At 57.5% G+C, this 21,684-nt stretch carries 25 protein-coding genes and 1 pseudogene; 5 read left to right on the forward strand and 21 right to left on the reverse strand.

Annotated elements, in window-relative coordinates; all coding sequences use genetic code 11:
- Positions 1–12 precede the first annotated feature (12 nt).
- Both AGR2A_RS11085 and AGR2A_RS11090 read right to left on the reverse strand, forming a co-directional pair.
- Complete coding sequence (locus AGR2A_RS11085) at positions 13–1,275, reverse strand: D-Ala-D-Ala carboxypeptidase family metallohydrolase (protein WP_072494472.1); 1,263 nt, start codon at positions 1,273–1,275, stop codon at positions 13–15.
- A gap of 157 nt (positions 1,276–1,432) precedes the next feature.
- Positions 1,433–1,873: a VOC family protein gene (locus AGR2A_RS11090; RefSeq protein ID WP_004442352.1), complete on the reverse strand. Its 441-nt coding sequence runs from the start codon at positions 1,871–1,873 to the stop codon at positions 1,433–1,435.
- A 192-nt stretch (positions 1,874–2,065) separates the two neighbouring features.
- On the opposite strand from AGR2A_RS11090, the gene AGR2A_RS11095 reads away from it, so the two are divergent.
- Positions 2,066–2,644, forward strand: coding sequence for a cold-shock protein (locus AGR2A_RS11095; protein WP_004442353.1), 579 nt, complete (start codon positions 2,066–2,068; stop codon positions 2,642–2,644).
- Positions 2,644–3,126, forward strand: a complete 483-nt coding sequence (locus AGR2A_RS11100) for a DUF192 domain-containing protein (RefSeq protein ID WP_004442355.1) — start codon at positions 2,644–2,646, stop codon at positions 3,124–3,126. The genes AGR2A_RS11095 and AGR2A_RS11100 overlap by 1 nt, the downstream gene beginning before the upstream one ends.
- A 60-nt stretch (positions 3,127–3,186) precedes the next feature.
- On the opposite strand, the gene AGR2A_RS11105 is transcribed toward AGR2A_RS11100, so the two are convergent.
- Positions 3,187–3,435 carry a BON domain-containing protein gene (locus AGR2A_RS11105; protein ID WP_003522642.1) on the reverse strand — a complete coding sequence of 83 codons (249 nt, stop codon included), beginning with the start codon at positions 3,433–3,435 and terminating at the stop codon, positions 3,187–3,189.
- 224 nt (positions 3,436–3,659) lie between these two features.
- Between AGR2A_RS11105 and AGR2A_RS11110 the strand changes: the two genes are divergently transcribed.
- Both AGR2A_RS11110 and AGR2A_RS11120 read left to right on the forward strand, forming a co-directional pair.
- Positions 3,660–3,929 (forward strand): DUF982 domain-containing protein, encoded by a 270-nt coding sequence (locus AGR2A_RS11110; RefSeq protein WP_004442357.1) that lies wholly within the window; start codon positions 3,660–3,662, stop codon positions 3,927–3,929.
- Positions 3,930–4,139: 210 nt separating this feature from the next.
- Positions 4,140–5,282, forward strand: coding sequence for a ceramide glucosyltransferase (locus tag AGR2A_RS11120; protein WP_045533862.1), 1,143 nt, complete (start codon positions 4,140–4,142; stop codon positions 5,280–5,282).
- 342 nt (positions 5,283–5,624) lie between these two features.
- Here AGR2A_RS11120 and AGR2A_RS11125 read toward each other — a convergent pair whose 3' ends face one another.
- The 13 genes from AGR2A_RS11125 to AGR2A_RS11185 all read right to left on the reverse strand — a co-directional run bounded on the left by AGR2A_RS11125 (position 5,625) and on the right by AGR2A_RS11185 (position 17,105).
- Positions 5,625–6,083, reverse strand: coding sequence for a hypothetical protein (locus tag AGR2A_RS11125; RefSeq protein ID WP_072494474.1), 459 nt, complete (start codon positions 6,081–6,083; stop codon positions 5,625–5,627).
- Positions 6,083–7,327, reverse strand: a complete 1,245-nt coding sequence (locus tag AGR2A_RS11130; protein WP_072494475.1) for an AAA family ATPase — start codon at positions 7,325–7,327, stop codon at positions 6,083–6,085. The genes AGR2A_RS11125 and AGR2A_RS11130 overlap by 1 nt, the downstream gene beginning before the upstream one ends.
- Before the next feature lie 332 nt (positions 7,328–7,659).
- Positions 7,660–8,637 (reverse strand): Abi-alpha family protein, encoded by a 978-nt coding sequence (locus AGR2A_RS11135; RefSeq protein ID WP_072494476.1) that lies wholly within the window; start codon positions 8,635–8,637, stop codon positions 7,660–7,662.
- A gap of 12 nt (positions 8,638–8,649) precedes the next feature.
- Positions 8,650–8,838 carry a hypothetical protein gene (locus AGR2A_RS11140; RefSeq protein WP_072494477.1) on the reverse strand — a complete coding sequence of 63 codons (189 nt, stop codon included), beginning with the start codon at positions 8,836–8,838 and terminating at the stop codon, positions 8,650–8,652.
- On the reverse strand, positions 8,838–9,047 hold the full coding sequence (locus AGR2A_RS11145; protein ID WP_072494478.1) for a hypothetical protein: 210 nt from the start codon (positions 9,045–9,047) through the stop codon (positions 8,838–8,840). Before AGR2A_RS11145 ends, AGR2A_RS11140 begins: the two co-directional genes overlap by 1 nt.
- 1,236 nt (positions 9,048–10,283) lie before the next feature.
- Positions 10,284–12,911, reverse strand: coding sequence for a D-alanyl-D-alanine carboxypeptidase family protein (locus AGR2A_RS11150; RefSeq protein ID WP_072494479.1), 2,628 nt, complete (start codon positions 12,909–12,911; stop codon positions 10,284–10,286).
- 12 nt (positions 12,912–12,923) lie between these two features.
- Positions 12,924–14,570 (reverse strand): terminase large subunit, encoded by a 1,647-nt coding sequence (locus AGR2A_RS11155; protein ID WP_072494480.1) that lies wholly within the window; start codon positions 14,568–14,570, stop codon positions 12,924–12,926.
- Positions 14,563–14,970 carry a phage terminase small subunit P27 family gene (locus AGR2A_RS11160; protein WP_072494481.1) on the reverse strand — a complete coding sequence of 136 codons (408 nt, stop codon included), beginning with the start codon at positions 14,968–14,970 and terminating at the stop codon, positions 14,563–14,565. The genes AGR2A_RS11155 and AGR2A_RS11160 overlap by 8 nt, the downstream gene beginning before the upstream one ends.
- Positions 14,967–15,284, reverse strand: coding sequence for a phage head closure protein (locus AGR2A_RS11165; protein WP_072494482.1), 318 nt, complete (start codon positions 15,282–15,284; stop codon positions 14,967–14,969). The genes AGR2A_RS11160 and AGR2A_RS11165 overlap by 4 nt, the downstream gene beginning before the upstream one ends.
- Positions 15,284–15,700 carry a tail completion protein gp17 gene (gene gp17, locus AGR2A_RS11170; RefSeq protein WP_072494483.1) on the reverse strand — a complete coding sequence of 139 codons (417 nt, stop codon included), beginning with the start codon at positions 15,698–15,700 and terminating at the stop codon, positions 15,284–15,286. Before gp17 ends, AGR2A_RS11165 begins: the two co-directional genes overlap by 1 nt.
- A complete protein-coding gene (locus tag AGR2A_RS11175; protein ID WP_072494484.1) occupies positions 15,693–16,121 on the reverse strand; it encodes an HK97-gp10 family putative phage morphogenesis protein in 429 nt (142 codons plus the stop codon). Before AGR2A_RS11175 ends, gp17 begins: the two co-directional genes overlap by 8 nt.
- On the reverse strand, positions 16,111–16,413 hold the full coding sequence (locus AGR2A_RS11180) for a head-tail connector protein (RefSeq protein WP_072494485.1): 303 nt from the start codon (positions 16,411–16,413) through the stop codon (positions 16,111–16,113). The genes AGR2A_RS11175 and AGR2A_RS11180 overlap by 11 nt, the downstream gene beginning before the upstream one ends.
- On the reverse strand, positions 16,410–17,105 hold the full coding sequence (locus AGR2A_RS11185; RefSeq protein WP_072528727.1) for a hypothetical protein: 696 nt from the start codon (positions 17,103–17,105) through the stop codon (positions 16,410–16,412). The genes AGR2A_RS11180 and AGR2A_RS11185 overlap by 4 nt, the downstream gene beginning before the upstream one ends.
- A gap of 76 nt (positions 17,106–17,181) precedes the next feature.
- Here AGR2A_RS11185 and AGR2A_RS29005 point away from each other — a divergent pair, with 76 nt between their 5' ends.
- A complete protein-coding gene (locus AGR2A_RS29005; RefSeq protein WP_139786369.1) occupies positions 17,182–17,520 on the forward strand; it encodes a hypothetical protein in 339 nt (112 codons plus the stop codon).
- Positions 17,521–17,522: 2 nt separating this feature from the next.
- On the opposite strand, the gene AGR2A_RS11195 is transcribed toward AGR2A_RS29005, so the two are convergent.
- The 5 genes and pseudogenes from AGR2A_RS11195 to AGR2A_RS11215 form a co-directional block, all read right to left on the reverse strand.
- Positions 17,523–17,882 (reverse strand): HNH endonuclease, encoded by a 360-nt coding sequence (locus tag AGR2A_RS11195; protein WP_072494488.1) that lies wholly within the window; start codon positions 17,880–17,882, stop codon positions 17,523–17,525.
- Positions 17,879–18,508 carry a hypothetical protein gene (locus tag AGR2A_RS11200; protein ID WP_072494489.1) on the reverse strand — a complete coding sequence of 210 codons (630 nt, stop codon included), beginning with the start codon at positions 18,506–18,508 and terminating at the stop codon, positions 17,879–17,881. The genes AGR2A_RS11195 and AGR2A_RS11200 overlap by 4 nt, the downstream gene beginning before the upstream one ends.
- Before the next feature lie 4 nt (positions 18,509–18,512).
- A pseudogene (locus AGR2A_RS11205) lies at positions 18,513–20,057 on the reverse strand (phage major capsid protein).
- Entirely contained in the window at positions 20,054–20,392 is a 339-nt protein-coding gene (locus AGR2A_RS11210) for a gene transfer agent family protein (RefSeq protein ID WP_072494490.1), read from the reverse strand. Before AGR2A_RS11210 ends, AGR2A_RS11205 begins: the two are co-directional and overlap by 4 nt.
- Positions 20,392–21,624 carry a phage portal protein gene (locus AGR2A_RS11215; RefSeq protein WP_234797393.1) on the reverse strand — a complete coding sequence of 411 codons (1,233 nt, stop codon included), beginning with the start codon at positions 21,622–21,624 and terminating at the stop codon, positions 20,392–20,394. Before AGR2A_RS11215 ends, AGR2A_RS11210 begins: the two co-directional genes overlap by 1 nt.
- Between the last annotated feature and the right edge of the window lie 60 nt (positions 21,625–21,684).

Here is a 21,684-nt window from a genome sequence, read left to right on the forward strand (position 1 = left end):
GAATGGTCGCAATCACTTCCGCGCGGCGGTACGGCGGCAGCGCCAGTTCCAGTCTCTCGGTTCACCGGTGTCCATATGGACCGATTCGGTATGGCAATAGGTGCCGACACCCCCGCGGTTGGGCAGGGAACGCAGATAGGTTGCAAGCTCCCACTTGGAGACACCCTTGATCTGTATATCAGCCGCATCGCAGGTATAATGTTTTGAACCCTGCCTTATTCCCTTTGGCGGACGGTAGCCGGAGGTGACAATGGCCGGGCTGTTATAATGTCGCTCCACATCCTTGATCATGCTGATGAGCTCCGGCTTGAAACAACCGACTTCAACGCGATCTGTCTGCAGGAAAAGCCCGTTCGGCGCGACGCGGGTCAGGCCGGAGAGCGAGGCAAGCTTCATCAGCCCGGTGGGTTCATCGTCCTCTTCATCGAGATGAGCGTCGTCGAATTCGTCGGACATCATCGAGCGACCGGAGAGCGCAATACCCATCGTCTTGTCCGCCGCTCCCGGAAGTGCGGCCACCTGCGTGCCACCTGCCGAACCGCTTTCGATCATTTTCGGCAGGCGCTTCTTGGCTGCACCGGCGAAAAATGCTGCAAGCGTGACGCCCTTGCCTTCGCCTTCCTGCTTCTCGTCGCCAATGGCGGCACTGGTCGCGGGCTGCACCGAAGCAAGCTGTTCCGATGCGGTTTGTGGGACCGGCACGGCAGCCGGCTGGCGGTTCTCGCTGTGCTGCTCCGGTACCTGCACGGCTGACGGCACAGCAACAGGCGCGGATACCGGCTGCGGTTGCGCCACCTGCACAGGGGCGGAGTAAACGCTGCTGAGCGCAGGTGTGATTTTCTGGGAAGGCACGCCCGCCGCGGCCGCGCCGGGCGCCGTGGCGGCCGGGGAAGGCACTGCGGATGCGGTAGAATAGATGCTTGATGTTCCAGCGGAAATTCCCGTTGGCTGCGTCGTCAGTCCGGCGATATCGGCGGCAGCGCCGTAACCCTGTGCCGGGCCGCCCGCTGCCTGATGCTGCGCCGGAGCCGTGGTCGCGCCAGCCGCTGACGCCACGGCGGGATCCACATAATGCCCCTGCTGCGCACCGGCCGCGGGTGCAGCAGTTGCGGCCATCTGCTGCTTCTGCTGTCCGGCAACTTCCGGCTTTTTGGCAGTGGCGGCCATCTCCTCGTCAGTCACCGCCGAAACGCATCCGGAAAGCCCCAGCAACGAAACCGCGATGACGAGACGCCGACAAGAAACGCGTCCCTTTGCGCCCTCGACAGTTTTCATGGGTGGCCTCCGTATCTTTTATTTCCAACAGCAGCACGGGAACGGAATCGTGTGCTTCCCCCAAAACGGGACTGGCCGTTTCGATTCGCGGACTATGCCTCATCCCCTCAGGACAAGGCAAGAGCGCCCGAAAACGCTGCTGCTCACCGGAAAATCCCTACCAGGAACCGGTATTCTGCATAGATATCCACGGTTCGGCTGGTGCGAGGCTTTCGCCTTTCTGCAAAATTTCGAAAGAAATACCATCCGGTGAACGTACGAAGGCCATATGCCCGTCTCGCGGTGGCCGGTTGATGATGATGCCGTTCTGCTGCAGATGCGCGCAGAAGTCGTAGATATTATCGACCTCATAAGCGAGGTGACCGAAATTGCGGCCGCCGGTATAATCTTCGCTATCCCAGTTATAGGTGAGTTCGAGGCACGGCGCCTTGTTTTCCTTCGCCGCAGCAACGTCGTCGCGAGCTGCAAGAAACACGAGAGTGAAGCGGCCTTTTTCGTTCTCGATACGGCGTATTTCGGTAAGGCCGAGCAGGTCGACATAGAATTTAAGTGATTCGCCAAGGTCTTTGACGCGAACCATCGTGTGCAGATACCGCATTTTATTCCTCTCCATTACACGGGTCCGAAGCCGTTAAACGCATGATCGCAAGCCCCGGACAAGGACGGCGACATAAAAGCAGCTGCGTAAATCAAAAACTAGGGCTTGCGTGAAACCGTTACCAAGATGTTAATCTGGCGCACAGGAATCAGTTGACCGGTGTATGGCGCGTAATCGAGGGGTTGGCAGGATATGGCTGATAGGATGTCATCGAAAACGATAGTCGATGTCGAGGACCTTTCGGGCGATGCCGTGGACCTGACCGAGATCACCGGCGTCGTGAAGTGGTTCGATGTCGCCAAGGGTTTCGGCTTCATCGTGCCCGACAACGGCACACAGGATGTGCTGCTGCATGTTTCCTGCCTGCGTCGCGACGGTTACCAGACGATCCTTGAAGGCACGCGCATTGTCGCCCTTATCCAGCGGCGCGACCGTGGCTTTCAGGCATTTCGCATTCTCTCCATGGATCAGTCCACCGCCGTCCACCCCTCGCAGCTGCCGCCGGTGCGCACCCATGTGCAGGTGACGCCGTCCAGCGGACTGGAGCGCGCCATCGTCAAGTGGTTCAACCGCACCAAGGGTTTCGGTTTCCTGACGCGTGGCGAAGGAACGGAAGACATTTTCGTGCATATGGAGACACTGCGCCGTTTCGGCCTGACCGAACTTCGCCCCGGGCAGGTTGTGCTGGTGCGTTATGGCGATGGCGACAAAGGCCTGATGGCCGCGGAAATCCATCCGGACAACCCGGTTTCGATCGGGATGTCGCATTGATGTCCGCCCTGCCCGATATGGTGAAGAGCGCCGTTATGGCGCTTCTTTTTTTCACGCTGGCCAGCGCCGCCCAGGCGCAGCAACAGCAGACATTCACCTCCGAACCGCTGCAGATTGAAACGGCCGGGGGAAAAAGCCACGATTTCACTGTGGAACTGGCGCTGAACAATGCCCAGCGCGAACAGGGCCTGATGTTCCGCAAGAGCATGCCACCAGAAAACGGCATGTTGTTCAATTTCGGTGAACCGCGTGATGTCGCCATGTGGATGCGGAACACGCTTATTCCGCTCGACATGCTTTTCATTGGCCGTGACGGCCGCATCACCCACATCCACGAAAACGCGGTTCCACATTCGGAAGCCATCATCAGCTCCCGCGGGCCAGTGAAATTCGTGCTTGAACTGAATGGCGGCGCTGCGAAACGTTACGGCATCAAGCCTGGCGATATTGTGCGCAGCGCGCAAATTGGCAACCGGAAGTGACGTTGCCGCGTTATTGCGTCTGAATGAGCCGGACGATGTTTCGCCCGGCTGGCGCAATGTTCAGTAGACCGGCTCTATATGGCTCAGAATCCTGCAGTTGGAAATGGAAGCGGCAAGGTTGATGGCGATGTCGATCGCCTCGACCGAATCAGCCGTGCCTTCCAGATAGATCACGTCATTTTCGACAGTGGCGGAAATGCGCGACTTTTCGAGACCTGATTCGAAGGCCAGTGCCGAGGTAATGGCCTGGCATACGCCCGCCATGCGGTCACCAAAGAAGCTTTCCTGAATACCTGACAGATTGAACATATGTGTTCTCCTTCTTATGGACATTACAACGCCTTTGGTGGCGGTTTTGTTCATCTCCGGTTCATCTATTTGTTCATCTTCCATTCATCTTGAAAAATTGGAACCCCCCAATCGATCACATTTTAGGTGATCGGGAACCATTTCGTGAGGCGGGCATTTCGCGCATGGGAGTGAAAAGAGAGTGAAAACCGCCATGAAGGCGCGTGAAACAGGAGGAGAATGACATGCTGATCAACAGAACGGAGCCGTGTCACCACGCCTCGTGGATGAAGCCGGTGGCGATCCACCTGCCCTTGTCCGCAGCAGTGGAAATCTACAGCCCGCTGGTAGCACTGGACATGCTGATGTACCGCTGGCCGGAAGAACACGGCCCGGAATATGAAGAAGCACGCAGAAACTGCCTCGATGCCATCGCCGGACGATGCGACATCGAAAAAGCGCGGGAGTCGTTTCTCATCGCAAGCAGCCACGCTCATATTCTCAACATGCACTGACGTTCATTATCCGCGTTGATGACTGGCCCTTCTCCGCGAAGGGCTTTTCTTTTGGCGTTCACTGTTTCAGGCACGAGGTCGCGCGCGGAAAACTCCGCCTGCCGCCGGTGACATGTAACTGTCACGCAAACGTTATAATCGGCAGAGACAAATTCCGTGGAATCACCGGGCGGACAAACCGCCGGAAGCTCGGGAGTGGACCTGGCCAGCATGGAAACCGTCTTTGCCCTTTGCGCAATTCTGCTCGTCGCTTTCAACCTTCTCGGTATCTGCCTTGCCGGGTGGCGGCTAAAGCGGCGCGACCCGGAAAATTCCCTTGCGCGGCAAAAACCGCCTGTCTCGATCGTTGTGCCACTGCGCGGTGTGGAAAGTTTCACCCCTCTTACGCTGTCACGCGCCTTCGAGCTCGATTGGCCGGATTACGAACTGCTTTTCTGCGTTGCAGATGAATTCGACCCCGTCATTGCGCAAGTACGCAAAGCCCAGAGCGCCGTTCCTTCCGTTTCAGCGCAATTGCTCATCGGCGACGACCGGATCAGTGCCAATCCAAAACTGAACAATTGCGTCAAGGGCTGGCTGGCCGCCCGGCATGAATGGGTCATCCTCGCCGATTCGAACGTATTGATGCCGAAATCCTACGTGACGCGCATGATGTCGGCCTGGCGGAAAGACAGCGGCCTCGTGTGCTCCCCGCCGCTGGGCTCGCGGCCGACGGGTTTCTGGGCGCATGTGGAATGCGCCTTCCTCAACGGCGCGCAGGGCCGCTGGCAATATGCGGCAGAAGCCATCGGAATGGGTTTCGCGCAGGGCAAATCCATGTTGTGGAACAAACCGTTCCTCGAAGACCATGGGGGTATCCGCGCCCTCGCCGCCGAAATCGCCGAAGACGCCGCCTCGACGAAGCTGGTGCGGAACGCTGGCCGCAGGGTGCATCTTGTCTCCGCCCCTTTCGAGCAACCGCTCGGCCAGCGTCACGCCGGCGAGATCTGGTCACGCCAGGCCCGCTGGGCGCGGCTAAGGCGCGTGACCTTCCCGCAATATTTCGCGCCGGAAATCCTGACGGGCGCACTTCCCCCGCTTCTGTTCGCACTCACCGCGGCGGCCATGATGGACGTGAACCTCTTAGCGACCGCCCTCGCCGTCCTCGTCCTCATATACGGCCCCGAATTGGCCCTGACCGCCCTCAACGGGTGGCCAATATCGCTCCATACCCTGCCGGCCATGATCGCACGGGACATCATCATGCCCGTCATCTGGACGAGAAGCTGGATTGGCAGCGCAGTGGCATGGCGCGGCAATGTCATGACAATCGGTACGGCGGAAAGCACTTTGGCCGGCCCGCCAGCGGAATAATGACGATTTATGGGAAGAGGTTACGCCGGAAAGCTGATGCTTTGCCTTAAAATGGTCGGAGTGGAGAGATTCGAAATTTGCAATGCCTTTGAAAAACAACGACAATTTCCACTCTTTGTAACACTGTGACGGGCTGCACTTCGTTCCATCTGCCACTGGCACAATAAAGCGAAATCAGCCGCTGATGCAACCGAATCAACAAAGCAAAATAATTTGAATAGGCCTCACAGTCGCCACGCATACGGCAGCGAGTGCTGATCGAGATTGTAAAGTAAATCTCTCATCAACACCCACCATGAGACCTTTCAAAGCCATTGGAACGACACTTCAACGGGTATTAGCTCATGCGGCATGGATTTCTGCCCTGAGTTTCTTATAAGTGCTTTCAGACATGACGAGAAGGAAATTGCTATACCTCTTGTTGATTACGCGAATCATACAGTCCCGGCACCTCCCCATTCTTTTGTCCGTAGTAAAGACAAAGCGCGTCGGTTTTGAGTATACCATAGCGAATATGTGGGGGTCATCGCAGTTATCCTCTTCACGCTGCCAATGTTGGTTACGTTCTAAGGCCTGAATATGCTTTTTGGCTTCTGAAGAAGTGACATCATTTCGTCGGCCAGCGTCCCCCATCAACTTGTATATTTTTTGTAACTTTCGAGCTTGCTCCAGCTCTCCCACCATTTTTTCGTGCTCAGTGTAGGTGAAGGTTACGTTTTCATCCTCAAGTAAACCCGGGAGAATTTTATCAGTGAACCATTTTTCTCCGATTATGCAGCTATCCAAAATAACCCTTGCCATTAGAAAATTGTCCTTCCCATTTCGTTTAGGAAGAACTGATGGTAACTCTTTGGCGCCCCGACCAATTTACCATCATCGGCTATTTCAACTTCTGATGCTGTATTGCCATCTGGTCCATTAGTGCAATACAAAATCATTGCACTGTTTTTACCTTTATTCTCCTTTATTTTAGCTCTATATCTATCAATCAAATAATCACTGTGGGTTTCGATAACAAACCTGAGCCCGAAATTAGTCATTTCCCATAGATATTCACCCAGTGCCGCTTGAGCAATGGGATGCAAGTGTAGCTCCGGTTGCTCGATAAGTATTAGGCTACTGCTGACGATGCCATGAGCAAAAGCCTGGGTTTCTGCTAAGATAGGTGCGACTTGAGAAACACCGATTCCGACCTGGTTTATCAAGAACTCTCTGCTATTCTTCTTCACCACTACGTTTAGCAGAGGATTCCCTATAGAGGCCGATACCATTTTTACTTTGAAATCTTGGAAGAGCCCACTTTCTTTTCCGAATTTCCTTATTGACGATTTTGACTTATTCTTATTTGGCGCCGATTCAACATCGCGCATCATTATAGCAAAATGAGAGCCGGTTGAATGAAACTGGCGATCCATCTGATAAAAGTTCTCCGGCATCGCCCGCATGGGCCCTATATGACGGCAGTTCGGGAGCGGGGATGCGAAACTGATATCAACCCAATCTTGAAAATTATCTTTGTCATCACCAACAGCATTAAGAACTGATTGAGGGAAGTTCACCGGAACGCGATCAAAACCGTCTTTGTATTCCGTGAAAACAGCGTTTGGATCACCATGTATTTCAAGAACTTGATCGAACGTAAGATCATCACGCTCGACAATCGAAAACTCCTTAATACCTTCGCCTTCACGCAAGGTAATCGAACGATTCCGGGAGGCACTTGTGCTTTTTATTACCGCTGCAGAATAGGCTTTTTTTAGTTTTCTGAGTGTTATTACACGGTATATTTCTCTATCATCTTCCTTAGCTGAAAAACCTATCGTGACATCCGCATGATCGAAGTAAGGCGAGAAAAAATCGTATTTGCCTACGTTAAAGTCGGACATTAGGATCGGCAGACCGTTGAGGTCGGTCCGAGTTATATATTCAAGAAGATATATTATAGATGTTTTCCCGGAGCTGTTATCGCCGACCAAGAAAATATTCTTTTCTATATCTATCCGGAGCTCACCAAACCCGCGGAAATTTTTTGCGTAAAATAGCATGTAATGCGAACCCCCATCACCACTTAGAAGGGAATGCGTAGCGAGATTCCTAGGATGGAGTCAATTAGTTGATGCATTGGAGAAAGCCGGACCCGTGCACCACAAATTACGGGGTCAAATACACGGAGCTTTAACTATCCGATCCTTGCTTGAATTGGCGCAATTCCGATGCGCCAACTGTGCATGGCGTTTCAAAGCTTAGGAGTTATGCGCCTACCTCTGGCTTTCGCGACCTCGGTCACTCTTTTCTCATGTCGCAAAGAACTTCAGCAATTTTGCGAGCGCAAATACTTTCGCTTGGGCGGATCAAAATTGCGGACGATGGCCACAAGCTATTTTACCGTGCAGGCTTCTAACAAACGATTGGCGAGCCGGGTCATGTCATACGGCAGGAAATGGTAATGGTTAGTGCCGTGGGTGTAAAAATGGGTGAGCTTGTGATTGTCGACGTTATCGTAGGTCAGGTTCAGCCGGTAATAGATGTTTGCAAGCTCGTCTTTTAGCTCCGAGGTATTTACGACGATCTCCGAGTATCTGCCGTGTTCGATTTTCACTAAGTCGGTGCTGCCGTCAAAATCGCCTTCGACGTAGAACAGGCCGAGCCGAAGCAGATTCCCTATCGAGGATGAAACAATGTCCTCACCGAACAACGAAATAACCTTATTGCCTTCGTCCCTTACGAACCGGCGATGCTCATCTAGGTCCGCGCTGCGGATGCGGTTATCCGGCGCTGACTTGCCCGCTAAAGACTTTTCCTTGATCGCGACGGCATCGTGATAGAACTTCAAGATAACTGCGTCCACGCCGCTCAACTGCTCCAAGACCTTCGGAAGTGCTGGGTCCAAGACGAACCGAATATCGGGCCGCATTGCGTTTGTCATCAAAGCGGACCACATGTCCGATAGCTGCGGGTCGTCCTGTTTCGACATCCCGTCGAAGATTGCGTAAAGTTCGCCCTTCGGGAGGGCCTTTGCGTTCTCGATCGGTATGCCAAGACGGTCGAAGTGGTCCTTGGACTTGGCGAGCTTGGTCACAAGGTTCCGATTGCGCCATTGTGTTAAGCTGTCGCCGACAAGGCCACCGAACACTTCGCGGGTGACGCCAGCAACGCCATCAACCGTAAGGTTACCAGCGCGTTCCGCTACGCGGGCGGCTGCGGCTTCAATCTCGCTTTTGAGCAAGGTGATTTCTGGCGCTTTTTGCACTTCGTCTGTCATCAGCGAATCTCCATTCAAGAAGATAATCTTGCTCATGCCATCAGTGGAAACAAGAAGCCCGCCGATGGTGGTCGGCGGGCCGCGTTTCAGCATACCGGGTGTGGCTCAAATCCACTCAACTGCGTCGTCGTAGTCGGTCCATGCGAGATGGTCATCCTTGAACTTCTGCAAGTCCGGTTCCGCGTTGATGGCGTCGGCGATGCGCTTTTGCACGTCGGGCCGGTCAATGGTGCCGTGACGGTAGTCGGCGAGGATTTCGTCAAAGACGGCGGGCGTGTCCTTCGGCATAGGCATTATGCTGCTTCCTTCGAGTTGTTGGTGATGATGGCCGATAGCGGTGAGCAATCCTGCGGCCACAGCCCAAGGTCTTCCCCTAGGACTTGGATGATGGCGCTGCGGAGCATATCGGGCGCTGCCGGATCGAACGTCCGGGCAGTGGCTTCAAGCTTGTCGATAGCGTTGTGGTAGGTGTCGTTCTGGACGTATGCGGATGCTGCTTGCATGTCTGGTATCAATCCCCTGCCCATGATCGGGCGTCATCGTTGTGATTCAAGTCGGATGATTTGGCAAGTGCCAAAACTTTTAGAAAACGCAATAAAAACAATAAGTAAGCGCTTACTTATCTCGTCCACGCGGGCACGAAAAGCCCCTCACGCCGACGAGAACGTGAGGGGCTAGAAGGGTGCCGGACGCAATGAATGGAAGCCGTTGCGTCCGGCCTGCTTGGACAACCGGTTAATACTTGAGTTATAGCGGTCTGCCTGAGCGAGCGCGTCAGAAAGTCGAAAAAAGTTGCCGCGCCGGGATGGCAGGAAGACGACACTACGCGGCTGGAGCGACACTCGGTCGCTTCGCTCCCTCCCTGCGCGGCCTTCGGCCTTGCAAACTCGCTATCGCTCGTTTGTCCTGTCTCAGCATCTTCTAATCATCATCACATCATAATCACCTGCGGGAATAGGACTTATTCCCCCTCGACTTGAACCACATATAAAAACCGACCGGGCGAGCGGTCGGCGGGTTCAAGTCGAGGGGGATTTTCTGCGTCAAACAGGTGGTGAAGAGTTCTGGCTGGTTAGGCCCACTAGGCGGCTTCCATTTGCCTAGTAGCACTCCGTAATCCTGCCCTTGCGGGCATAGCGGTAGGTGCGCCACGCTCGACTTTCCTTCAATCGATACGTGACCGGACGTTGTGGTTGCTGATCCTGTCAGCGTTCACATTGCGTCCATCTTTTGGGGTCTTTCGATGCCTTGGCATCTGGCTTTCGCTTCAGGGCATTCCAGCCCACGAAACAGGCGTCCTATGTTCTCCATAGGGGAGCGGGTGTTCCGGCTTCCGTGATCTGGCAGCGAAGATGGCGGTCATGTTCCCGCGCCGTTCCTCAAGTCCAAGGCCAGTATGGGCCTCTTGGAGCTAACGACACTCCAAGAAGGGCGCCGCATCGGGATTGACGTGGTAGGAATACTATCCTATAACCATATCAAAGCTGTTTGCGGCAGCTTTTATTCTCCGGCCCTGTCAGCGAGTAACTGACGGGGCCATTTTCGTATTATAGCGAAAATCGGGAGCAAGAGCTTCGATAAGCAGAAATAATTCGATTGGCACAACATACAGGAAAACATTCCTGAAGTGAATCCCCAATGTTCGCGACGTTGCGAGTCACTGAGAGGCGTTTGCACTCGCGGATGAGCAAGATGCATCCGGGTGCGCAAAACGCGCCAGTGACTCGCTATGAGTCAAATTAGCGGCTTCTGGTATTGCCGAATGCTCCGGGCCGCGACTGACGGCGAAGTTCATCGGCTACAAGGCCACGCATCTGCTGTTCCATCTGCCTGCCTACCTGTTTCGCAAGGTCGGCGTTCTGCGCCGGATCACCACCATTGGCGTTGACGGTGACGGGTGCCGAGATAGTGATATTCTGGACAGGCGCGGTGTTGGTGTTCGCCGCCCTCAAGTCCGGCTTGCGGATCGGGGGTGCATCGGTGACAAAACCACCATCTGCATAACCGCCTAGCGCGCCACGATGAAGGGCTTCGAGGTTGCCGACGCCGATCCGGCTGGTTGCCTTCTTCGACATGACGTATTCGCCCTTATGGACCACGCCAGCGGGTTCATACTTTCCGCCGTCGCCGGTATAGCCACCGTCAGCGAAACCGAAGATCGCACCGAAAATGCCGCTCCCCACGCCAGCCAATCCGGCCAGCGGTCCCTTGCCGAGAAGCGCGGCTTGAAGCGTTGCGTCAATCAAGCTGTTGATGAGGCTGCGAACCGCGCCATTCAAATCCTGCGTTCCGGTGAGAAGGCCGGAAAGGCTGTTCGTGAAGGACTCCGCGAAGAACTTTTGCGCATTTTTCAAGCCTTCGGCACTGTCACTGGCCTTCTTGTTCTCACCGTCAATCTGCTGAGTTAGCGCGATCTTCTCGCGAAGCTTCTGCAATTCCTCTTCGGAAAGCGTAATGCCCGCCCGCTTGGCCTCCTGCTGCGCACGATAGACATCAAGCTCGATACGCTGCTGCGCTACAGACATGCCGGAAATCGACTGTTCGAAGCGGGCAAGATCGAGACCTTCCTGCACGGACTGGTTAAGGTTACGGCGTGCGTCATTCTGCCGGGTAATGACTTCCGTCTGCCGGTCAAGTTCGGCACTCTTGGCCTTGTTCCGGGCGTCGGTATCTTCGATATGCCAGTTCTCGTTTGCCAACGGGAAAGAAAGGCCGAAATTTCCTGCGTTTTCGTGCGCCCACTTCCGGGCAGCGTCTGAAGCATAGCCGAGGTCGGCAGCGTTGCCCTTGTTGTGCTGACTGTTGCCGGGCGGCGCGACCCACTTCCGCGCCGCTTCCGGCGAGCCATACTTCTTAAGAGCGTCAATCCAAAGCTGCTGCTGGCGCTGAATATCCCGATAGCCGGAATTGATGGTGATATCGCCCCTCAGATTTTCGGGCATTGATGCAAGCATGGTGGCGAGCTTTTCGGCGAAGGCCGATGCCATCCCGTCAATGTGGCTGCTGCTCTTGCCGTTCGCCAGATTAGCAGCGAGGAAGGCGGTAGGGTCAGATTTCGCAGCGTTGACGCTCAAGGTCGTTTTCGCGCGGTTTGCGATGCTAGTCGCATTCAACACCTCCCCCATGGTGCGGGCGCTGCCCACGGCGCGCTGATAGGCAGCGTCAATGCCGTTCGCGGTCGCAAGGCTGTCCATTTCCGCCTTCAGTTCCGGCACGAGGTTCTTGAGTTCGACAAGGGCGGTCTTGAAGTTCGCCGCTGCCGTGACGTTGCTACCGAACGCGCCGGACAAGCTGTTGCTCGCTGCGGACAGTTCCTTGAGCGCCTGCTTGAAATCGTCGCTGTCGCCCGTCACGTCATGCATCTGTTCATCCACGGCAGACAGGGCCGCGCGAAGCTGGCGAAGCTCGACTTCCTTCATCAGGTTGAGCGGGTTTGCTTCGGTGTCGGCAATCTGGCGAAGGATGCGCGTGCGCTGATCCTGAAGGCGCTTTAGCTGCGCTTCGGGGCTGTTGTAGGCATTCACGGCACGGTCCCGCGCACCGCCTGAAGGGTCATTGATCGCGCCGATTACCTTCGATGCGACGTTGACGCCTTCAATCGCCGCCTGCTTGGCATAGACCGAAAAATTCCTCCAGAGCGTCGAGAATTCGCGGTCGATCCTCTTCGCGGCCTCTACCTGCTCATCGCTGAAGGTTGCGGCCTCGCTGCGCATCTTCTGGATTTCGACTACGGACAGGCCGAGAACCTTTGCCATCTCTTCCGCGCCGGTTCCGCCGAATACCTCATCGAGAATGCGGGTCTGTGCTGCCCGGTCCATCGTCTGCAACTTGCCGATAATCTCATCCATGAACCGGCTGGGGTCTTTCAACTTCTGCGCAACGTCGGTCGCGCTGTAGCCAAGGCGCTGGAAAGCTTCTTCCGCGCTACCTTTACCGGTCTTGGCGAATTCGTCGCCGCGAATGTTCAATTCCTTGAGGGCGTCGGTTACGCCGTCAATGCTCATGCCGGTCGCGGTCGCAACATAGGTCCACTGCTGCCATACCTTCGAAGAAACGCCAGCCTTGCGGGCCTCACGGTCCACTTCGGCAACGCTGTCGGCAATTTCCTTAAGCGCGATGGCAGCGCCACCTACGCCAGCGACAACCGCGCCGCCCTTCATGAGGGGGGCAAACATGCCTTCGAGCTTTTCGCCGATGGACGCGGACGCCCGGCTCATCGACCGTTCCATGTTCCGGGCCGACTGCTGGGCGCGGCCTTCCATCTTCTTGAAGTTGTCGTTCGTGGCGTTCCGGGCGCGGGCCATGTCCCGCTCATACTTCGTCATGCGGGCTTCAAGGCTGACGACAAGGCGCTGCGTATCATCCATTGCTAAATTTCCTTATGCTGCTTCGTCCCACATGGCATCCATGCGGGCGGCGTATTCGTCAGGGTCAAGTTCGTGCAGGGTCGGCGCGTTATCGTTCGCCGCTGCCCGGAAGACGGACAACGCGGACGCAATCGCGCCGTCGATATGGTTCGAATGGCGAGTGCCCTTGTGCATCGTGGTCAGTTCGCCCGCATTGGTGGCGCGCTTCACCACGACGCTCTCAAAATGATTGCGAAGGATCGGGTGCGCGCCGTGCCGGATGCGACGGCCATTCACGACCCGCTCAAGGTCGCAAATCGGGCCGTGCATGTGCTTGGCCGTCTGCGGAAGCTGCAAGACGTTGATGCCGTGATCGATGAGCTTGCCCATGAGCGGCCCGGCAAGCGACGGGTCGAAGACAACTTCGCGAACATCGTAGGTGCCGCAAAGGTCTACGATCTTGTCGGCGATCACGTCGGGTTCGATCACCGGGCCGTCGATCACAGTCAAAAGGCCGTCGTCGCGCCACCGGGTATATGGAACCTGTTCGACCTTCGCCTTGTCTTCCAAGCCTTCGGACGGCAGGAAGAACCACGGGTGGACGGTGATCCGGCCATCTTCATGACGCCATGCGCCGACAATTGCCGTGAGGTCGCCGGAACGGGACAGGTCAACGCCAAGCCAGCACGGCAAGCCCTCAAGGTCGGCGAGGTCGAAGTTCGCATCACGGCCCGCGTCATAGACGGCCATATCAAACAGAGGATCGCGGGAGGCCGCCTGCCACATATTAAGGTGGAACTGCTGGAACGCGAACCGTTCGGCAGGCCGGTGTTCGGCCTCGCGTGCCATCGTGCGCAAGCCGCCGAGATCGGGGAAGCCGTTGGCAAGGCCGGGATTGACCTTGTGCCATACGGCTTCGTCACGCCAATCGTCGCCGGGTTCAGCCTCGAAGATGATCGGCAGAAACGACGGGTCGTCAATCTCGCCGGTCGCCACCTTTCGGGCATAATCGTAAAGCTCAAAACCGATGTTCTCCTGTCCACGGCCTGCGGTCGTGGCGATGATCATCAGGGTGTCGGGAACCTTCGCCATGCCCGACTTGAGGGCCTCCCAAAGGTCGCGGCCCTTCCAAGCGTGGATTTCATCGACAAGCACAAAGCTGGGCGTCTTGCCGTGCTGGGCCGCGCCGTCGCTCGATACGGCAAGCAGTTCGGCCTTGTTCGGGCGACACATGATCTTCTTCGCCGAGTTGTGGGCGTCATAGATGCGGGTCGCGGCAACGATGCGGCGATCTTCGCGCACAATGTTAGCCGCTTCCTTGAAGCCAATGCCCGCCTGTTCGCGGTCGGACGCTGCAAAAATCGCCTGTCCAGCCGGGCGGGCTTCCGGGCCGATGGTATGAAGAAGCGCCCACGCTGCGGCGATACTGGTCTTGCGGTTGCCACGGGGCAGCATCAGGAAGACCGTGCGAACGATCCGGCTTCCGTCGGCGTTACGCGGGCCATAGATGCGCCGGGTCATGCGGTCCTGAAAGTCGTAAAGCTGGAACCGCCCCTTCGGTGCCGTGCTCGCCGGGTGCCTCAAGGCGCGGATAAAATCGACGGCCTCCTGCCCATAGCCGAACGGGTCGGCGATGGCGCTGCCGTCATAAATCCACTGCGGAAACGCGCTCTTAGACATAGGCGCGGCTCCTGCCGACGCTCATCGGATTGTCATTGTCATCGTCGCTATCGGCTGCACTGCTGACACGGGCGCGCGATACCGGCGACAAGCCGTATTCTGCCGCAAGCTGCCGGGCCGTCTGCATCGCCCGGTTCTGCATCCCGAAAAGGGTCTTGTCCAAGGTGCCCGACGCGCGGAACATGGCCTCAATCTCCCGGATGCGGCCCACTGCTACGCAATAGTTTTCAATGCCGGTGAGGTCGGCGCGGGTGATAATGCGATCTTCAATCAAACGCGGCATGATCCGCTTCCACTCCGCGCGGGCGTCATCCGTCATCCACTTAGGCGCGGTCGGTGCCTTCGTGAGCGGTGCGCGGTCGGGTGCGAGGGCGGGCTTGACGCCGCGAAGGTGGGTCACGTCAGGGCCTCGCCGCGAAGTTCAAGCGCATGACGCCTACCGATGGTCTTGATTTCCTTGATGCCGTAGGCCGTGCCGTCATAGGTCACGCGGTCGGCGGTCGTGATGCCAGGACGATAACGGACACGGAAAATTACGGTGCCGGTCTCTGCCTCGCCGAAGCCGGTGAAAAACTCGCTTGCCGTCTGCTGGATGAGTTCGGCCCGAACAGTTGCGACCGGAGTCCACGTCTCGCGAGGATCGCCGGACGGTGACACGGTTTCCGTCTTGCGTTCGATGGTGATGCTGCGGTTCATCATGCCGATATTGAGCATTAGACAATCCACCGAATGAGGGCTTCGACGGACAGGACGCCATGACCATAGGCGGGGTTAGGATCGCGCGGGAACCGGGAGGCCGTTACCTTGAAGTGGTCGCAATAGCCGCCGTCGATAGCGAGGTTGCGCTTGTCGAGGGCTGCGGTCACGACGCCCGCAATCTCCTTCGCCGCGTCCTGTCCGGCGTCCAGCGTCCAGATATGAATGTCGAGATACACCCACGCCATGCGCTGGGCGGTGTAGTCGTGGCCGTGCAAGGCGGTGTTGCCATCGCTCATAATGATGCACGGCGTCTTGTCGGGCCGGGTGCTGCCTACCCGGATATGGTCTGCCTGAACAAGGTCTGTCACGTCGTGCTTGCCAATGAGGCGCGCGCGAATAGCGGTCTGTAAAGCGAGTGTCGGTTCAATCATTCCATGCGTCTTTCACGGCCTTTTTTGCGGCACGATTGATGCGGTTTTGCAGGCGCTTGCGGAGAAGACGGAGGGCGGGCCAAAAGAAGGGCTGCGCTTCGGCGTCGGACGTGCCGTATTCAACAAGGTGGGCATAGCGAACATCGCTGTTGCCAGCGGTCACAATGACTTCCGTTTCACCGGCAACGCGTGCGCCGCCGGGCTGGCTATAAGCGGGAGTGGAATGGCCGGGCATGGTCACGGCGATGCTGTCGATAAGCGCGCCAGTGTCGCGGGACGTTTCGGCAAGGACCTTCTGATAACGGGCAAGCTCATCACCGGACTTGCGCAATGCTGGAATGACGGCCTCACGCGGCGCGCGGGCGATCCTGTCGAAGGCTGCAAGCGTTTCGGAGAGGCCGTTATTGCTCTTACTCGCCATCGCCGAACCACCTTTCACGGTAGCTGTCGAGGATCGCGGTCACGCCCTGCGGTGCCATATCGACCGAAAAGCCATAGGTTGCGAGGCTGCGAACCTCATAATAGAAGGCGACAAGCTTCAAAATGGCGAGCTTCACGTCTGCCGGAATGGGATCAAGATCGGCGATAGGCTTGCCGATGTAGTTCCCGGCCCACGTTTCAGCGGCGTCGATATAGAGCGTGATAATCTCATCATCGGTGGCATTATCCACCTGCATATGAGCCTTGGCGAGGTCGAGGCTTACGGCGATCATGCGTCAATTCCTGAAAAAGTTATATTCGGCGTCTGTTGTGCGGTGCTCCCCGCGCCGGTCCCCTTCGAAGGCGCAAAGTCGGAAGGCACCCCCGGTCGCACACCCTTGTGGGGTTCATGCGTCAAAGCATCTTCAAGCGTCCAACCACGGCGAAGGCGGCTTTCGACGGTGCGAGGATCAATACCGACTTCTCTCGCACGAGCGGCACGGCTACTTACTCTCGTAGGGAAGGCTGGCGCGGTAAGAGCGCGCTCAATCTCCCAGCCTGCATAAAGCCGGGCGCGGATGGTGACGGCATTCAAGCCGGTGCGTTCGGCCCATTCCAAGAGGGAGAGGGTTTCGCCCTGATGGCTCAACATGAGAACATTGCGACCGGAACTGCGAACCTTTGCAACATTGCGGTTGGAACGGCGAACATTTGCCCCGTGAATGGCCGAAGCGATCTTACGTCTCTCCGATTCCTGACGCCGAGAACTGGCCCGAATGAGAGCTTCCATGTCGCGGCTTGCAAGCTTCTGCTCGCGAAAGCCGGTCTTCATCGGCGTGGTGATGGCGTCGGCGATGGTCTGTCCGCGTTCGATACGCGCCATGATGATGGCAGGCGTAATGCCGTAGTCGAGCGCCCATTCCTTGATAGGCTGCTTGATGCCGTCATGCTCAAGAATCGTTGCAGGCGTGATCATCTCGTTCATCACCGGCAAGCCTTGTTGACAGCGTTGGCGAACTTTTCTAAACCTTCAACGTGGGGTAGAGATAAGGGGTAACGCATTGTATTCTCATCCGCTTTCATTGTTGGGTTACTGCTTGTTCGTTGGCGGCTGGATTTGGTTGCTCGGTGGATCGAGTTCCGATGTCGGCGTGGGCCGAAACATCATCAATATTCACGGGGCGATGATGTCGCTCGCTACGATACTGAGCGGGATTGGACTGGCGCTCGCGGGTATGATTAGCGCTAACGGACAGCAATCCGCTGCCCCGACCGTCAAGACGCGTGCTGGCGCGCACAAAAGCAACGCTCGGGCTGAAACGCCGCTGGCTCACTCCACAGAAACGGATGAGGCAGAGATTATGCGCCGTAAGATGATGGAACGCGGAATTAACGTCTAAGCTCATTCGGACAACGGGCGCTCCTGCCGCTGCTTGATGGAGTTGTGGCAAGGTGCGCAAAGTGGCTGCCAGTTGGCGCGGTGCCAAAACAGACGCTTATCGCCGCGGTGCGGAATGATGTGATCCACGACGGTTGCAAGCCGGGTGATGCCGTGGGTGCTGCATTCCCGGCAATTTGGATGCGCAAGCAAGTATTCGCCACGGGCCTTGCGCCACTCGTGGTTATAGCCGCGCTTGGCAGCGCTAGGGCGGCGAGCATCATGGCGGGCGTTGCGCTCCCGGGTCTGGGCGCGCTGGCACTCGCAGCGCTCGCTGTGCGGCACGACGCGGCCACAAGAACAGATGCGGGGCGGCAGGCTCATGCGGCACCTGCGATCTTGGCCTTAAGGGCGCGAAGCCCGGCACGGTCAAATTCGGGGTCGAGGCCATCGGCGACATTGCGCGCGGCCTGTTCGGGGTCCGGTGCTTTATCGGTCGGCTTGTCGTCTTCACCGCTGCCGTGGATGGCCTTGAGCTTGGCGAAATGGCCGGTGTAGGCGCGGTCGATCTCGGTCGGCGTGGCGTTCCATGCCTGTTCGGGCGTCCAGCCAAGCCAGCCGGTCGCCTTCTCATAGAGATCGGCATAGTATTCGCCCCATGCGACGGACTTGCCAGAAGGGCAAACATTGGTTGCCTGCGGATCGGGCGCGGGCATCAGCATAGAAACAAGTTCGGCGAGCGGAATCCGCGCGAGGCCGATGAAAGAGGAAAGCGACTCGCCCGGATGGACGGACAGGCGAGCCGCTGCATCATCCCGGCTATCGGTCGCCGTGTGGATGATATCGGAAATGACGGTGAAGCTGCCTTCTTCCAACGCCCGGAACAGGGTCGGAAAGCCGTAGCGCGCTTCGAGGGTAACAGCGGCCCGCAAGGTAGGGCGAAGCGTCACGGCGATATTATCGCCGAGCGCAATCCTCACTTCTTCGTAGGCGGGCCGCTTGTAGGTCATGGGATTATGCCGCGACCTTGAGCTTTACGAACCGGTCAGGGTGCGTAACGTCCGCGCCGACACGCTTACGGGCGTGGAAACGAACCTGCCCCTTCGTCGCGAGGCTGTAAGGGTCGCGGAGCGTGGACAGGCCAACGCGGTCAATAATGCGATAGCCGGACAGGTCGCCGAACAGGATCGGGAACTTGCCCGCGCCGATATCGTCCATGTCGGGCATTTCGACAATCGGACGGCCAAGCAGGGTCAGGACACCGCCTGCCGTGATGGGATCAAGCACGAGATAGCGGCCCTCTCCGTCCTTCCACTGCCGGATGACGGAGAGGGTATTGCGGTTCATGAGCCAAGCGCCGTTCTGGGCGTGCGACGTTGCAATCGCATGATACATGCCGATAATGACATCCGCCGGATTGGTCGACGGGAATGCAGCGGCAACGCCCGTCTTCACCTCCTTAATGCCGGTTGCGGTCATGATGCCCTTCGGCTGGCCGGTCCCCGTGCCCTTAACGAACGCAAGACCTTCGGTCTTCCCGAAGCTTTCGGCGTAGTCGGCGATAAGTTCGCCTTCCAGACCATAGGCATTGTCTTCAAGAAGCTAGTTAGAAACGTCGGTGTAGGTCGCCAGTTCAAAGGGGGTCAGCTTGACCTGTTCGAAGGTCATACCGCTTTCGGTGCGGTCGCCGGTTTCGTCCACCCAAGTTGCGGCGGTGCCGGACACGCGGCGCGGATAGACGATTTCCGGGGCGGAAATCGAGACGACGCGGGCATAGCTGCGGATCGGCGAATATTCGTTCAGGAGCTTGATAAGCTCATTGCCGAACTCCGAGGGTGCGAGATAACCGCCATTTGCGGAGTCGGAGACGGTCAGAGCCTTTACTTCGTCCGGGCTGATACGTTCGACGCCCCGGCGAAGATATGAAACGAACGCCTTGCGCTCATCGTTGTCATTCTGGCCAAGCGGATGGTTGTTGTTCGCTGCGAGCGGGCGGTTCGCCTTGGCTTCCAGCTTGTCCATGCGGGCCTTCAGGGCCTTCACTTCATCCGGCGATGCAACCGGATCGGACTTCACTTCGAGTTCTTCGTTTTCCATGCTGTTTCCTTCGACGATGGATTTAACTTCAATGGTGCGGGCGTCCGGGTGAACCGGACGACGGCAAAGGCTGATTTCGGTGATGGTGAGATCGGTCAGGACACGCCCGCCTTCCGGGCGGGCCTTGTGTTCATGAAGCTGGTAGCCGATGGACAGGCCGGACATGCTACCGGCGACAAGGCGACGACGGGCCTCGCGGGCGGGACCGATGCCTTCGACAAACAAGCGGCCCTTTACTTCGAGGCCCTTGTCGGTGACTTCGTAGGCGTTCCAGATGCCGACAACCTGCCGCTGTTCGTGTTCAACGATCATCGGGACTTCCGGTGCGAACTTGAACGCGGTTGGTTCGATAAGGTCGCCGTAGCTGTCGGGCTTGCCGAAAGGCCAAGCGATACCGGTCACGGTGCCAGCGTCGTCAATCGAGACTTCGGCCTTGATTTCGAGGGTGCAGGTGTCGGTCATTCGGCCACCTGCACAAGGGCATCGTTGATGGCTGCCGCTTCGGTGCCGCTCCAACGGGCATCCAGAATGTCGAAGGCGAGCGGAAAAATTTCCATGACCGGGCGCGGCTTGGCATAAATGTCCACAAGCGTCTGCGCATGTGCCGGGGAGGTTCCGCCACCGATGAGGCCGGTGCGGATAATCTCGATCATGTCGGCGAAATGGAATTCCTGCCGCATGAACCGGGCGTAGAGTGCGGCGATACCAACGCCGGTCTTACGTTCAAGCTCAAGGATCATTTCGTTGGTGAGGGCGAAGGTCTTGTCGCCATCACCGAAAAAGGCGGTGTGCTGCATTAGGCTTCCTTCGGCTGCTGGCGTTCTGCCGGGCCGGTCGTGGTTGTGGTCGTGTAGGGGTTGGCGAGTTCGTCGCCGCCCGGCAGTGCGGGCAGGTTCATCGCGGCGCGAACTTCATTCGGGGTCATAGCGCGCATGGCGACAAGCTTGCCGAAGATTTCGGCACGGCCTGCGGCGTCGGCGCGCTGCAAGTCGTCAATGACGAATTCGAAATAGAAGGTGTCGCGTTCTTCGTCCGTGAGAAGCACGGTCGCATAGGCGTCCTGCCACTTATCAAGCCAAGGGCGAAGGCAAAGCTGCAAGAAGCTCGCGGCCATCTGTTCCGCGTTGCTCCATGTCGCCCGCTCAAGCTGGTAGAGCATGTGGGGGGGAACGCCGAAGATGCGGGCAACTTCGTTAATCTGTTCAAGGCGGTTTTCAATGAACTGCGCATCGGTGCTGGCAAGCGCGATCTGCTGATAGCGGTAGCCAGCCGGAACCATGAGGGGGCGGTTCTGCTTGCCGCCGCTGAATGCCGCACGATAATCGCGCAAAATGTTAGCGATGGTCTTCGTGCCCGCGTCGGTGTCGGGAACGCTGTTCTCGCTCCAAAACATGCCGCTGGGCCGCGCACCGTCGCTAAACAGGTTCGAAGTGTGCTTTTCGAGCGTAAGGCCGATACCGATAGCCTCGCGGCCAAGCTTGACCGGCGAGACGCCAGCGAAGGCGGGGATATATAGAACGTCTCGATAGGAGAGCCGGACCTGTCCGCGATCCGTAGAGACGAGATAGGAAGGTTCGCCGTCGTCCTCACAACGGCGCTGCACCTTCGAGGGGTCGAGGCGGTGCAGTTCAAGCGGGCGGTCGTCGGATGCGCGGACTACCTGCGCATACCCAGCGCCATGAAGCAGGGCGTCAATCGTGAGATCAATGCGAAGCTGCCCGGCGCTCGTCCAGTCGTTCGCCCGGCTATGGGTGATCTTGTGCCCCGGGTGATCCTTGGCCACTTCCTTGCTGTCACCGGCTTCGCGGTAAAGCTTGCACGGCAAAGAACCGATCGTTTCCGAGATCAACCGAACAGCTTGAAGAACTGCCGGAACGCGCATCGCGGAGTTGCCGGTAACGACGACGCCGGAAGCAGTAGGCAGCACGCCAAACAATTCGCCCATACGCTCATCTAGGAGCGACATGGCTTTCTGTTCGATGAGCGAGCTTAGCGGTTTAAGCGCTGCGTTCTTGATATTTTCCAGCAAGTGAAAATCCGTCCTCGGTTAACTTGAGGACAGAATCTCACATCAGGACTCGCTTGTGAA

The sequence above is a fragment of the Agrobacterium genomosp. 2 str. CFBP 5494 genome (assembly GCF_900013495.1).
GTDB lineage: Bacteria > Pseudomonadota > Alphaproteobacteria > Rhizobiales > Rhizobiaceae > Agrobacterium > Agrobacterium pusense.